This window comes from Afipia sp. GW822-FHT04G07, from assembly GCF_058800765.1.
This window is the reverse complement of record NZ_JBXAMP010000001.1, coordinates 3,865,269-3,879,598: the sequence shown is the minus strand read 5'-3', so window position 1 is coordinate 3,879,598 and position 14,330 is coordinate 3,865,269. Positions and strand designations below refer to the sequence as shown.

Annotated in this window: 11 protein-coding genes; all 11 read right to left on the bottom strand. The window is 59.2% G+C overall.

What is annotated here, in order from left to right:
- Positions 1–69 precede the first annotated feature (69 nt).
- The 11 genes from AC1RKJ_RS18855 to oxc all read right to left on the bottom strand — a co-directional run bounded on the left by AC1RKJ_RS18855 (position 70) and on the right by oxc (position 14,311).
- Positions 70–843: a fumarylacetoacetate hydrolase family protein gene (locus tag AC1RKJ_RS18855; RefSeq protein WP_492792438.1), complete on the bottom strand. Its 774-nt coding sequence runs from the start codon at positions 841–843 to the stop codon at positions 70–72.
- Positions 844–1,068: 225 nt separating this feature from the next.
- Complete coding sequence (locus tag AC1RKJ_RS18850) at positions 1,069–2,043, bottom strand: 2-dehydropantoate 2-reductase (RefSeq protein ID WP_492792437.1); 975 nt, start codon at positions 2,041–2,043, stop codon at positions 1,069–1,071.
- A gap of 201 nt (positions 2,044–2,244) precedes the next feature.
- Positions 2,245–2,691: a CBS domain-containing protein gene (locus tag AC1RKJ_RS18845; protein WP_492792436.1), complete on the bottom strand. Its 447-nt coding sequence runs from the start codon at positions 2,689–2,691 to the stop codon at positions 2,245–2,247.
- 573 nt (positions 2,692–3,264) lie between these two features.
- Positions 3,265–4,149 (bottom strand): succinate--CoA ligase subunit alpha, encoded by an 885-nt coding sequence (gene sucD / locus AC1RKJ_RS18840; RefSeq protein ID WP_492792435.1) that lies wholly within the window; start codon positions 4,147–4,149, stop codon positions 3,265–3,267.
- Entirely contained in the window at positions 4,149–5,351 is a 1,203-nt protein-coding gene (gene sucC, locus AC1RKJ_RS18835) for an ADP-forming succinate--CoA ligase subunit beta (RefSeq protein WP_492792434.1), read from the bottom strand. Before sucC ends, sucD begins: the two co-directional genes overlap by 1 nt.
- A 201-nt stretch (positions 5,352–5,552) precedes the next feature.
- Positions 5,553–6,848, bottom strand: a complete 1,296-nt coding sequence (gene oxlT, locus AC1RKJ_RS18830; RefSeq protein WP_492792433.1) for an oxalate/formate MFS antiporter — start codon at positions 6,846–6,848, stop codon at positions 5,553–5,555.
- A gap of 313 nt (positions 6,849–7,161) precedes the next feature.
- Positions 7,162–8,673, bottom strand: coding sequence for a tripartite tricarboxylate transporter permease (locus AC1RKJ_RS18825; protein WP_492792432.1), 1,512 nt, complete (start codon positions 8,671–8,673; stop codon positions 7,162–7,164).
- A gap of 30 nt (positions 8,674–8,703) precedes the next feature.
- A complete protein-coding gene (locus AC1RKJ_RS18820; protein ID WP_492792431.1) occupies positions 8,704–9,210 on the bottom strand; it encodes a tripartite tricarboxylate transporter TctB family protein in 507 nt (168 codons plus the stop codon).
- Between the two features lie 65 nt (positions 9,211–9,275).
- Positions 9,276–10,292: a Bug family tripartite tricarboxylate transporter substrate binding protein gene (locus tag AC1RKJ_RS18815; protein ID WP_492792430.1), complete on the bottom strand. Its 1,017-nt coding sequence runs from the start codon at positions 10,290–10,292 to the stop codon at positions 9,276–9,278.
- A 905-nt stretch (positions 10,293–11,197) separates the two neighbouring features.
- Complete coding sequence (gene frc, locus AC1RKJ_RS18810; RefSeq protein WP_492792429.1) at positions 11,198–12,478, bottom strand: formyl-CoA transferase; 1,281 nt, start codon at positions 12,476–12,478, stop codon at positions 11,198–11,200.
- Positions 12,479–12,568: 90 nt separating this feature from the next.
- On the bottom strand, positions 12,569–14,311 hold the full coding sequence (gene oxc / locus AC1RKJ_RS18805; protein WP_492792428.1) for an oxalyl-CoA decarboxylase: 1,743 nt from the start codon (positions 14,309–14,311) through the stop codon (positions 12,569–12,571).
- Positions 14,312–14,330 lie beyond the last annotated feature (19 nt).

The following is a 14,330-nucleotide window of genomic DNA, read 5'->3' as shown; positions in this document are numbered from 1 at the left end:
TTCGGACATGCAAGAAAAATGGATTGCTTCGTCGCAATTGCTCCTCGCAATGACGGCAAATAATCGTCCCTAATTCCGGTACTCGTTCGACAGTTCACCGATGCCGTCGATCGCGACCACGACGGTGTTCACCGGGTCCTTCATCGCACCGACGCCCAGTGACGTGCCGCAGGCGATGATGTCGCCCGGCAGCAGCGTCATGTCGTGCGAAATCTTGCTGACCAGTTCCTGCGCCGAGAAGATCATGTCCGAAATCTTGTAGGACTGCCGCTCCGCGCCGTTAAGGATCGTGCGCACCGTGAGCGTCGCCGGATCGATGCCGGTGACGATGGCGGGGCCGAACGGACAGAAATCGTCGAAACCCTTGGCGCGCGCCCACTGCGCGAAAGTCGCGTCCTTGCCGATGATATCGGCGGCGGTGATATCGTTGACGCAGGTGTAGCCGTGAATGTAAGCCCCCGCCTCCGCGACGGAGACGTTGCTGCATGTCCTGCCGATCACGATGGCCAGCTCACCCTCATAGACCACCTTGCCGTCGTAGGACTTCGGCCGCCGCACCACGGCGTTCGGCGCGGTGACCGTGGTCGGCGCTTTCAGGAGATACAGCGGCTCGGCGGGTTCGGCGACATTCAGCTTCGCCGCCAGCGCATGAAAATTATTCCACAGCGCGATGACCTTCGACGGCGTGCAGGGCGCCAGCAGTTCGACATCCGCCAGCGTCAGCCGCTTGCCGTTGGCCTTCGGGCTCTCGAACATGTCGCCTTGATGCACGACGATGTCCTGGCCCGACAGCGTGCCGAAACCGGTCTGGTCCTGATGGCGAAAGCGAATCCACTGCGTCACGGTTGAAACTCCAGATGAAAAGAAATGATTAGAAGACGGAGCCCCCTTCACCTCTCCCCGTTTACGGGGAGAGGTCGGAGACGAGCGAAGCGAGGTCTCCGGGTGAGGGGCTTTAGCTTCAGTAATGATTGCAAGGTGCCCCTCACCCCACCCCTCTCCCCGCAAGAGCGGGGCGAGGGAGCGTATCGCGCTTGCTTCATCTCCTCATCATGAGAACAATTCCACTCAATAAAGCTCCGCGACCTTGGCGCGCTGCGCGATCAGCGCCAGCACGATGTCGATCGACGGCGTCGGGGTTTTCGACAATGAGCCCATCTCCTGAACCACTGTGACCAGCGGATCGATTTCCATCGGCCGGCCGCGTTCGAGATCCTGCAACATCGAGGTCTTGTGCGCGCCGACCTTGCGCGCGCCTTCGATGCGCCGCTCGACATCGACACGGAACTTGACGCCGAACGTCTCGGCGATGGTCTGCGCCTCCACCATCATCGACTTCGCCACCGCCCGCGTACCCCGGTCGCTGCCGATCACATCGAGCGTGGCATGGGTCAGCGCGCTGATCGGATTGAAGCAGACGTTGCCCCACAGCTTGAGCCAGATTTCGTCGCGGATGTTCTCCATGACCGGCGCCTTGAGACCGGCCTTCTCGAACAGCGCCGACAATGCCATGACGTCCGCGCTCTTCTCGCCCGAGGGCTCGCCGAGCGGAAACCTGTCGCCGTAGACATGGCGGATGACGCCGGGCGCTTCGATCTCGGTGGCGGGATAAACCACGCAGCCGATGGCGCGCTCGGGGCCGAGTTCTTTCCACTGCCGTCCGCCCGGGTCGATGCTTTCCAGCGTCGAGCCTTCGCAAGCGTTGCCGTGCTTGTAGAAGTACCAGTAGGGAATGCCGTTCACGGCGGTCACCACACGGGTCTTCGGCCCGAGCAGCGGCTTCATCGCGTCCAGCACGCCGGTGATCGAATGCGCCTTGAGGCAGATGATGACGACATCCTGCACGCCGAGGTCGGCGGGATTGTCGGTGCAGCGCGGATGCACCACACGCTCCTCGTCGCCGATCAGGAGCTTCAAGCCGTTGGCCTTCATCGCCGCAAGGTGTGCGCCACGCGCCACCAGGCTGACGTCGGCGCCGGCCTGCGCGAGCTGCACGCCGAGATAGCCTCCGATTGCGCCTGCGCCGTAAATACAAATCTTCATGGCATGTCCCGAAATAAGTTGCCCAAGAACAATCTGAAGAACCATCTCAAGCTGCGTTTTTGCCTATGACTGCCCGTTAACGGCCGCGTTCACAGACCATTCGCCACGACAGCAAAAGCGTTTTTCAATGCGAGAAAAGAACAGGGCGCAATCGACAAACCGGGGATGGCTTTGAAGATTGCGCCCTGCAGGGAGAACCGGTCAGGCAAACGCAGGGACGGCTGGTCGTGACTCTGGGCGGGCCATCGCGCCGATGTCGCCGGCAGAAATGATGTCCCTCATGCTGATCACGCCGATCAACGTGTGATCGTCGATGACAGGCAGATGGCGGATGTGATTGGCGTCCATCAGCTCGCGCACATGATCGAGCGTGTCGGTGGACTGGCACGACACCAGTTTCTGCACCGAGATCAGCGCCGAAACTTTCATGTTGATGCCGGACGGACCGTGCTCGGCGACGGCGCGAACCACGTCGCGTTCCGAAAACATGCCGACGGCGACGTTGCCTTCGGTGCGGCAGACGTCCTTGACCACAAGGGCGCCGATGTTCTCGGTCCGGAGCAGCCGCGCTGCAGTGCCGACGGTCTCGTTCATGCGGACGGTGGCGATACGGGTGCTCTTCCTGTTCAGGACGTCTCCGACTCTCATCACAACCTCCGTGGTTTGAACTGAAGTCTTGGTGGGGATGATCGTCCCCGGGGCTCGTCAGATCCGGGGACGGATGTCCTCGCTGACGGATCGATATTGGTATACATTATGCCACGAGTCAATCGGGAAATATTCCTATTTTGTGGTGGCGTCCCACGACTCTCCGGAAGGGTTTTTGGGTCCGGCGCGGAGGATCTTCACGGACGGACAATGGCCACCACGCCGTCACCGTCCTGCCTTTTGCAGCGAAGTCCGCCGCCGTTTCGCCTTATGCAACGGTGCGAGCCGTGAATAGCGATCAAGGCATTGAGGGTGCGCTGGATTCTCTCATTCATCGTCTTCATCGTTCTGGCGAAGGCACGAACGGAAAATCAGCCTCGTCATTGCGAGAAGCGCTTTGCGACGCGTAATTCATCTGTGTGAAAAATCATCTTGTCCGGATTTCTTCGCTGCGCTCGCAATGACGAAGAAGATCTCAAAAAAAATGCCCGGGACAAGCCCGGGCATCACGATGATTGGTAACTGGGGAAAACAGATTGACGTCGATGTTCGCGCGACCGCTCGCGCGCCAACTCATCCCTTCAGCACATCCACCAGCGTCTTGCCGAGACGCGCAGGCGACGGCGAGACGCGGATGCCGGCGGCTTCCATCGCCGCGATCTTCGACTCCGCATCGCCCTTCCCGCCCGAGATGATCGCGCCGGCGTGGCCCATGCGGCGGCCTGGAGGTGCTGTGCGGCCCGCGATGAAACCGACCATCGGTTTCTTGCGGCCGCGCTTCGCTTCGTCCTTGATGAACTGCGCGGCGTCTTCTTCCGACGATCCGCCGATCTCGCCGATCATCACGATCGACTTCGTATCCGGATCGGCGAGAAACAACTCCAGCATCGAGATGAAATCGGTGCCTTTCACCGGATCGCCGCCGATGCCGACCGCCGTGGTCTGGCCGAGACCTTCGGCCGTGGTCTGATACACCGCTTCATAGGTCAGCGTGCCGGAGCGTGAGACGATTCCCACATTGCCCTTCTTGAAAATGTTGCCGGGCATGATTCCGATCTTGCATTCGCCCGCCGTCATGACGCCCGGACAGTTCGGACCGATCAGCCGCGAGCTTGAGCCATCGAGCGCACGCTTGACGCGCACCATGTCCGCGACCGGAATGCCTTCGGTGATGCAGACAATCAGTGGCACTTCCGCGTCGACCGCTTCGCAGATCGCGTCCGCAGCACCCGGCGGCGGCACGTAGATCACGCTGGCGTCGGCGCCGGTCTTCGCACGCGCTTCCGCCACCGTATCGAACACCGGCAGCCCGAGATGCTGACTGCCGCCCTTGCCGGGCGACGTGCCGCCCACCATGCGCGTGCCGTAAAGCGCGGCCTGCTCGGAGTGAAAAGTGCCGTTTTTGCCGGTAAAACCCTGACAAATGACCTTGGTGTTGCTATCGATAAGAATGGACATTACGCGGCTGCCTTTCGTGTGGCGCGAACGATTTTCTGCGCGGCATCGTCGAGATCGTCGGCGGCGACGACGTTCAAGCCTGACTCCGCAATGACCTTCTTGCCGAGTTCGACGTTGGTGCCCTCGAGGCGCACCACCAGCGGAACGCTGAGACCAACCTCGCGCACTGCGGCGACGACGCCTTCCGCGACCACGTCGCAACGCATGATGCCGCCGAAGATGTTGACCAGGATACCCTGCACGTTCGGATCGGAGGTGATGATCTTGAACGCGGCCGCGACCTTCTCCTTGGTCGCGCCGCCGCCGACGTCGAGGAAGTTCGCCGGCGTCGCGCCATAGAGCTTGATGATGTCCATGGTCGCCATGGCAAGGCCTGCGCCGTTGACCATGCAGCCGATGGTGCCTTCAAGCGCGATATAGTTGAGGTCGTATTTCGACGCCTCGATTTCCTTCTCATCCTCTTCGGTGAGATCGCGCAGCTTCACCAGTTCGTGGTGGCGATAGAGCGCGTTGGAATCGAAGCTGATCTTGGCGTCGAGACAGCGCAACTCGCCCTGCTTCGTCACGACCAGCGGGTTGATCTCGAGCATCGCCATGTCGGTCGTGGTGAACGCCGCGTAGAGTTGCGCGGTGAGCTTTTCGGCCTGCTTCGCGAGATCGCCCGTGAGCCCGAGCACCTGCGCGACCTTGCGGCCGTGATGCGACATCACGCCAGTCGCGGGATCGACGGAGAACGTCACGATCTTGTCGGGCGTATCGTGCGCCACCTTCTCGATGTCCATGCCGCCTTCGGTGGAGACCACAAACGCGACACGTGATGTTTCGCGATCGACCAGCATCGAGAGATAGAATTCCTTCGCGATCTCCGAGCCGTCTTCGATGTAGAGCCGGTTGACCTGCTTGCCTCCCGGCCCGGTCTGCTCGGTGACGAGCGTGCGTCCGAGCATTTCCTTGGCGAAGCTTGCGACTTCATCGACCGACTTCGCCAGACGCACGCCGCCTTTCGCATCCGCCGGCAAGCCTTTGAACTTTCCCTTGCCGCGACCGCCGGCATGGATCTGCGATTTGACGACATACACCGGACCCGGCAACGCCTTCGCCGCGGCAATCGCTTCGTCGACCGTGAAGGCCGGCGCACCCGCCGAGACCGTCACTCCGAAATTTTTCAGGACCGCCTTGCCCTGATACTCGTGAATATTCATGGCTTCCTCCGTCATGACCGAAGTCAAGAAACGCCCTGTTTGCAGAGCTTATATGAGTCGTCTGCCGTCTTGTATTATGTATACCAGAGATTGCCTGTGGTCCCGGCCCGAGTCAATCGATTTTGCGGCATCAATTCGGGAAAAGAAAAACGCGCCCATCCGGAGATGAGCGCGCTTTTTGAGCCATCTGATGCGGTCGTATCAGGCCATCGTTTGCGACTTGGCGACGACCGCCTTGCGCCACGGTTTCAGCACCACAACGGCGAGCAGCGAGGCGAGAATGTTCGCGCCGGCCGCGATGAGAAACACGTTGTCCCAGTTGCCCGACGATTGCTGCATGTAGTTTGCGACAGGGACGAGCAAGGCTGCCGTTCCTTTCGCCGTGTAGAGCAAGCCGGCGTTGGTCGTCGCGAACTTCGATCCGAACGTATCCGTGCATGTCGAAGGGAAGAGCGAATAGATCTCACCCCACGCAAAGAACACGAAGCCCGACAGCAGCACGAACCAGATCGGATCCTGGCCCCAGAGGTAGAGCAGATAGATGCCGACGCCTTCCATGCCGAACGCGATGAACATCGTGTTCTCGCGACCGATCATATCGGAGATCCAGCCGAAGAATGGGCGCGTCAAACCGTTGAGCACGCGATCGATGGTCGCCGCGAACGTCACCGCGGTCATCGTCATCGCCATCAGCGTGACAGGCGTGTTGTCGATTTTCCAGTCCGCCGCGATCGGCTTCAGGTTCGCCGTCACCATCAATCCGCCCGCGCCGACAATCACGAACATGAAGTACATCAGCCAGAAAATAGGGTGCCGGATGACTTCGGTCGGCAGGTAGTTGCGGCGGGTCTGCTGGAGATTTGCGTTCACCACCGGCGGCGGCACTTGCCCCGACTTCGGCGCGAACAGGAAGAACGACAGGATCACGATGATGATGCCCTGCCCCAGACCGAAATAGAGGAAGGTGTTCTGGAAGCCATCGTTCTTGATCATCGCCTGGATCGGCGCGACCGTGAGCGCGGAGCCCGCGCCGAAGCCTGCCGCGGTGATGCCGGCCGCTAGGCCGCGCTTGTCCGGAAACCACTTCAGCGCATTGCCGACGCAGGTGCCGTACACGCCACCGGCGCCGATGCCCGCGATGATCATGCCGAGATAGAAACCGTTGAGCGATGTCGCTTGCGCGTTGATGGCCCAGCCGATCGCGCAGAGAACGCCGCCGACGAGAACAACGATGCGCGGGCCGTACTTGTCGACGAACCAGCCTTCAACCGGGACCAGCCACGTTTCGAACAAAACGAACAACGTGAAGGCCCACTGGATCGACGCGCGATCCCATCCGAATTTTTTCTGAATGTCGGGGACGAAGAACGTCCAGCCATACTGATAGTTGGCGATCATGACCATCGCGCCGACGCCGATAGCCAATTGCATCCAGCGATAGGTATCGCTGACTCGTCTGTCCGCCGGGGCGACGGTGGTGTGTACAGTGTCAGTCATTGTTCCTCCCGAGTGCCCTGTTCTGTTGAAATTTCGACAGGAGCTGTCAGAAGGCCAGCTTGGTATATGATATGCCAGAGCGCAAGAGGTATTCTGGGATGCTGCCTGGTTTTTTTATCCTGCGGTATTTCAGGCGGTTAGCCAGGAAATCGGCGAAGAAAAAGGCTCCGGCGATAAGCCGGAGCCTTTTGTAAAGAAGCAGTCAGCGAAGACGAGAGCGACTTGTGCTGGGCTCCAATGCTCGAATGCTTGCCTTCGGCGAACAGGCCTCGGTTTCGATTCGAACGACTGGAGTCCAGCCTTCTCCCTGCTCTTATGTCGCGATCTTCGGCGTTCGCGACAGCAACCGCGACCAACCCGCAGAAATCAACGGCCAGAACAACGAGATCAATCCAAGCGTCATGATCGTGCTAACCAGCGTATTGGAGAAGAATACGCCGAGGCTGCCCTGCGAGCCCAACAGTGCTTGCCGGAACGCCTCCTCGGCCTTGTCCCCGAGCACGATGGCAAGAACCAGCGGCGCCATGGGATAGTTGCATTTCTTCATCACGTATCCGACCACGCCGAACACCATCATCATCACCACGTCGAAGGTGTTGTTGTGCACGGTGTAGGCACCGATCGCGCACAGCACGAGAATGACAGGCGCGATAATGCTGAAGGGAATGCGCAGGATCGCTGCGAACAGCGGCACACAGGTCAGCACGATGATCAGGCCGACGAAATTGCCAAGGTACATGCTGGCAATCAGTCCCCAGACGAACTCCTTCTGCTCGACAAACAGCAGTGGCCCGGGCTGCAATCCCCAGATCAGCAAGCCGCCAAGCAGCACCGCTGCCGTCGGAGAACCAGGAACGCCGAGGGACAGCATCGGCAGCAACGCAGCCGTGCCTGCCGCGTGCGCGGCGGTCTCGGGCGCGACCACGCCTTCGATTTCACCCTTGCCGAAGTTCGCACCCTGCTTCGACATGCGCTTGGCGATGCCATAGCTCATGAAAGATGCAGGCGTTGCTCCGGCAGGCGAAACTCCCATCCACACGCCAATGAAACACGAGCGCAATGACGTCGCCCAGTAGCGCGGGAGTTCTTTCCATGTCTCCCATACTACCTTTGCGTTGATCTTGGCGGGCTTGCCCCGGAAGTTCAGTCCTTCTTCCATGGTCAGAAGGATTTCGCCGATTCCGAACAGTCCGATTACCGCGATCAGGAAATCGAATCCGCTGAGCATTTCGGAGAAGCCGAATGTCAGGCGCAGTTGTCCCGTAATACTGTCAAGGCCGACCGCCGCGAGCGCAAAACCGATCATCATCGCGACAATTGTTTTGAATGGCGGCTCCTTGCCCATGCCGATGAAACTGCAAAACGCGATGAAGAACACCGCGAATTTTTCCGCCGGGCCGAACTGAAGCGCAAACTTCGCAACCAGCGGCGCAACCAGCGTGATCATGATCACCGCGAACAATGCGCCGACGAACGACGACGTGAATGCGGCAGTCAACGCCTCCCCGGCCTTGCCCTTTTGCGCCATCGGATGGCCGTCGAATGTCGTGGCTACGGACCACGGCTCACCGGGAATGTTGAACAACACCGATGTGATGGCGCCCCCGAACAGCGCTCCCCAGTAAATGCATGACAGCATGATAATCGCCGACGTCGGCGGCATACTGAATGTCAGAGGCAACAGAATCGCCACGCCATTGGCGCCGCCCAGCCCCGGCAGCACGCCGATGACCACGCCGAGCACGATACCGATGACCATGACCAGAATGTTGAACGGCTGCAGTACCGTCGCGAAGCCGTGAAACAGATTTACGATTTCTTCCATGTCGATTTCCTCAACCGAAACTTGAAATTTCTAGAGACCAAGCAGGTCTTCCAACGGTCCTTTTGGCAACGGAATGAGGAACCATTTTTCGAAGAACAGATAGATCGCGAACGGCGTGCCCAGCGCGATGGCCGCTGTGATCGTCCATGGATATTTGCCGAGCCATTTCATGAACAGCGCGATGAGAATAACCGACGCAACATAGATGCCGAGATACGGAATGCTCAGGGCATAAATTGTCGTCGGCACGAGAACGCACATCACCTGACCGAGTTCGCCCCAGTTTGCGAACAGCTTTCCGTCGTCAGGCTCCATTAAAAGCTGAATGGCATTTACAGCGCTCGCCAGCACAATGATGACGCCGACGTAAAAGGGAAAGAACCCGGACTTCGGACCTTCGGGACCCCAGCCGCTTCCCGCTTTCATACTACCGATGATCGTGATGGCACCGAACAGGATGCAGAATGCCGCGACGCCCAACTCGGTCCATCGATGCGACGGTCCGCGACGGCCAACCTCAGAAGAATGCTCGCTCATGTTTTTTTCCAAGTTAAAAAAATCTGCCGGCGGAAGCATCCGCCGGCAGTGTTGACCTTTGAGATTTACTGTGGGGCAGCCAGGAAACCGGCTTCCTTCATGAGCGCCTGATGCCGCTTCTCTTCGTTCTCGACCCATGCCGTGTATTCGGGGCCGACCATCAGAGTCTGGTTGAAGGCGCCATCCTTCATCAAGGCCTGCCATTCGGGAGTTTCACGAACCTTCTTGAGCACATCAACGTAGTAGTCGACTTGCTCCTTGGTGGCCTTGGGCGAGGTGAAGAATCCGCGCAACATCACATATTCGACGTCGAGTCCTTGTGACTTGCACGTCGGAATGTCGCCCCACGACTTACCGTCAGCCATGACGTCCTTGTACGGCAGTTGCTTGGCGTCAAACACACACAGCGGGCGGACAGCGCCACCGCGCCACTGGGCGACAGCCTCGATCGGATTGTTGACGCTCGAGTCGATATGCTTGCCGACCAACTGGACCGCGACTTCGCCGCCGCCACGATAGGGAATGTATGTGAACTTGGTCCCGGAAGCCTTCTCGATGGCGACCGTGATGATCTGGTCTTCCTGCTTCGAACCCGTGCCGCCCATCTTGAATTCGCCGGGCTTCGACTTCGCCGCCGCGATGTAATCCTTCACGGTCTTGTAGGGGCTGTCGGCGTTGACCCAGAGGATGAATTCATCGAGCGCCATCATCGCAACCGGCGTCAGGTCCTTGTAGCTGAAGGGAATGCCGGTTCCCAAGGGTGTGGTGAAAAGGTTGGACAGCGTGATGACCAGCTTGTGCGGATTACCGGCCGAACCCTTGACGTCAAGGAAGCCTTCGCCACCGGCGCCGCCAGCCTTGTTGATCACGACCAGCGGCTGCTTCATCAGCTGATGTTTGGTGATGATCCCCTGGATGGTCCGGGCCATCTGATCCGCACCGCCACCAGTGCCCGCAGGCACGATGATCTCGACCGGCCGTGTGGGCTCCCAGGCCGCGGAAGCGGGCAACGGAGCAAGAGCTCCCACCGCAACCCCGAGACCCAGGACAAGACCTAACGTTTGACTAGACGATCGCATCATTACGTTTTCTCCCAACCGTTGTTTTAATGCCGCTCGATGGCGGCTTGAGTCCAAAGACCGCTCCGGAGTTTTCTCCAGAGCTCTTTTCATAGCATTGTGCCTTCACCTGCCTCCTGGAATGTTCAAGCGTATCACTGTGCAGGCACATGGCCGCTGCGCTGCTATGCGTGCGCATCGGTCATGTGCGGTCATTGTCAGGGAGTTTGCGCGAATAACTATGCCGACCTTCGTCGCCCCTCGGGACAACCGCTGCGGCACGGCAAGAACGGTTTCTGCCATCGTCTCTCTCCCCAGGCGGGCCGTTCCATTAAGTAAGCGACGACCGCTGCCTGAAGCGCATCCTTGTATGCGATATGCCAGCACACAAGAGCTATTCTGAGTTTATTTGTCTGGCGCTGCGGTATCGAATCCAAGCCAAACAACAAAAAGGCCCCGGAAAACCGGAGCCTTTTGCAGTTGTCTTGATTTTCGCTCTCGCAAATATCTGCGAGGCGTCAGTGACTTAATCTTTTCAGAGACCGAACCTTGGGAGATCGCCATTCCGAACTGAAATCTGCGCGCTCTTCATCAGGAGATTGTCAATGAAAGCAATGATCTGCCCCAACAAACCATTGGACGAAGCGAGACCGAGCGAAGCAGTTTTGGACATGACGGGAGCCTTTCGAAACCGATGAGTTCAGCAGCAACGCCATACCGATGGCGTCGTGTTGAACAGATCATAGGTATACAAGATACCAGTCACAACGGACCGTTTTGCATGGCAGCATTATCGATGGTGCATCGCACCAGAAACTCGGCCTGAGACAAGATGTCTCAATTTATCCAAGGTTCGCACCGGGCGACGCGGCCACGAAAAAGCCGGCGGGAGCTCCCGCCGGCTTTCATCAGATTCGTGTCTTCAGCCGTTATTCAGCTGCTTCGACTTTCCGCGGCGGCGCAAGCGCACCCGAGTTGTGGGTTTCAGCGACCTGGTTGTCGTTGAAGCCCAGCACCTGTTTCAGGATTTCATCGGTGTGCTCACCCAGAAGCGGCGAACGCGTGACAACGGTCGGGCTGTCCGAGAGTTTAATCGGGTTACCGATCGAAATGTACTTGCCGCGCGTCGGATGATCCACCTCAACCAGCGTGCCGGTGGCATAGAGAGACTTGTCCTCGGAAATTTCCTTCATCGAAAGGATAGGACCGCACGGAATGTCATCCTTGTTGAGAATCTCCATGGCCTCGAACTTCGTCTTGGTCATCGTCCACTGTTCGATGCGCGCGAAGATTTCATTCAGACGCGGCAAACGCGCGGCCGGCTTGGCGTAATCTGGATGCGTCTTCCAGCCAGGCTCACCAATCACATCGCAGATCTTTTCCCAGACCGGAGCCTGGGTGATGAAATAAAGGTAAGCGTTGGGATCGCTCTCCCAGCCCTTGCACTTCAGGATGCGGCCCGGCTGACCTCCGCCGGAATCGTTACCTGCGCGCGGCACAGCATCACCGAACGGAATGCCTTCACCAAACTGGCTGTATTCCTTGAGCGGACCATGTGCGAGACGTTGCTGGTCACGCATCTTGACGCGCGCGAGGTTGAGCACACCGTCCTGCATCGCCGCAGTGACCTTCTGTCCCTTGCCGGTGACCGTGCGCTGATAAAGCGCGGTCACGATGCCGAGCGCCAGATGCAGGCCCGTGCCGCTGTCGCCGATCTGGGCGCCCGTGACCAAAGGCAGGCCATCACGGAAGCCTGTGGTCGACGCCGCACCGCCGGTGCACTGGGCGACGTTCTCATAGACCTTGCAGTCTTCGTAAGGTCCAGGACCGAAACCCTTGATCGAGGCGACGATCAGCTTCGGATTGATCTTTTGAATGGTCTCCCAAGGGAAACCCATGCGATCCAGCACGCCGGGGCCGAAGTTCTCGACCAGCACGTCGCACTTCTTCATCAACTCGGTCAGGACTTCCTTGCCCTTCGGATTTTTAGTGTCGAGTGTGATCGAGCGCTTGTTGTGATTGAGCATCGTGAAATAGAGGCTGTCCGCATTCGGTACATCCTGCAACTGACCGCGGGTGATGTCACCGACGCCGGGACGCTCCACCTTGATCACGTCGGCGCCGAACCATGCCAGCAATTGCGTACAAGTCGGGCCCGACTGAACGTGAGTGAAATCAAGAATCCGAACGCCCTTCAGCGCCTGTGTCATTGTCTGCTCCGTATCGGTCGACGCCTTCTGACGCCGAGTGCGAGGATTGAAATTGGCTGGAAGCAACATGCTCCCAGTCGTGTGACTTGATTATTTCTTCTTCAAGATGCTTTGCGGATTGAGATTACCGATGCGTCCGCTTTCGCTACCCGCAGCCGGGTCGATCACCGCATTGATAAGCGTCGGCTTGCCGGAATCCATTGCCGCGTTAACCGCGCGCTTCAGCTCATCGGGGGTCGTTGCGTTGACGCCGACGCCGCCGAAAGCTTCCATCATCTTGTCGTAGCGCGCACCCTTTACGAAAACGGTCGGCGCAACATCCGAACTGCCCGAGGGATTGACGTCGGTGCCGCGATAGATGCCGTCATTGTTGAAAATCACAACGCAAACCGGCAGCTTGTAGCGGCAGATCGTTTCGACTTCCATGCCGGAGAAGCCGAATGCGCTGTCGCCTTCCACCGCTAGCACCGGCTTGCCGGTCTCGATCGCCGCAGCGATGGAATAACCCATGCCGATACCCATGATACCCCAGGTGCCGACGTCGATGCGCTTGCGCGGCTGATACATGTCAATGATACCACGCGCGAGGTCGAGCGTATTGGCACCTTCGTTGACCAGGATCGCCTCCGGGCGCTCCTTGATGATCGTTCGCAGCACGCCGAGCGCGCCATGATAATCCATCGGCGAGTTGTTGTTCATCAGGCGCGGCGCCATTTTGGCGATATTGTCGTCACGTTTTGTTTGAATGGATTTGGTCCAATCCGCCGACGGGGCCGCCCAGTTGCCGCCCATGCCCTGCAGAAGCGCCGAGACGCACGAACCGATGTCACCGACGACAGGCGCCACGATTTCGACGTTCGAGTCCATTTCCTTCGGCTCGATGTCGATCTGGATGAATTTTTTCGGAGCGTCACCCCAGGTCTTGCCCTTGCCGTGCGACAGCAGCCAATTCAGCCGCGCGCCGATCAGCAGGACAACGTCGGAATCCTTCAGCACCGTCGAGCGCGCAGCACCTGCGCACTGCGGATGTGTATCGGGCAGCAGGCCCTTCGCCATGCTCATCGGCAGGAAAGGAATGCCGCTTTTTTCAACAAACGAACGGATCGCATCATCGGCCTGCGCGTAGGCAGCGCCCTTGCCGAGAATGATGAGCGGCTTCTTCGCCGATTTCAGCACGTCGAGCGCGCGTTTGACCGACTCAGGCGCCGGGATCTGGGCCGGCGCCGCGTCGATAACTTTCACCAGCGACTTCTTGCCGGCGTCCGCATTCATCACCTGTCCGAACAGCTTGGCCGGAAGGTCGAGATACACGCCGCCGGGACGGCCCGAGACGGCGGCACGGATCGCACGCGCAACACCGATGCCGATGTCGGCAGCGTGCAGCACACGGAACGCCGCCTTGCACAGCGGCTTGGCGATCGCGAGCTGATCCATTTCCTCATAGTCGCCCTGCTGCAGGTCGACGATCTCGCGCTCCGACGATCCGGAAATCAGAATCATCGGGAAGCAATTGGTCGTGGCGTGAGCAAGCGCAGTCAGACCGTTGAGGAAGCCCGGCGCCGACACCGTCAGACAGACGCCCGGCTTCTTCGTCAGAAAACCTGCGATCGACGCGGCATAGCCGGCATTCTGTTCGTGGCGAAACGAAAGAACGCGAATGCCTTCTGCCTGCGCCATGCGGCCGAAGTCCGTAATCGGAATACCCGGCACACCGTAGATCGTGTTGAGGCCGTTAAGTTTGAGCGCATCGATGATCAGATGAAAGCCATCTGTCAGCTCCTGCTCCGCGTCGTTCGCAACCGTCGTCTCTGCCTTGTTTGCTGCCGTCAGCATCGGTGGCCTCCCTAGTCTC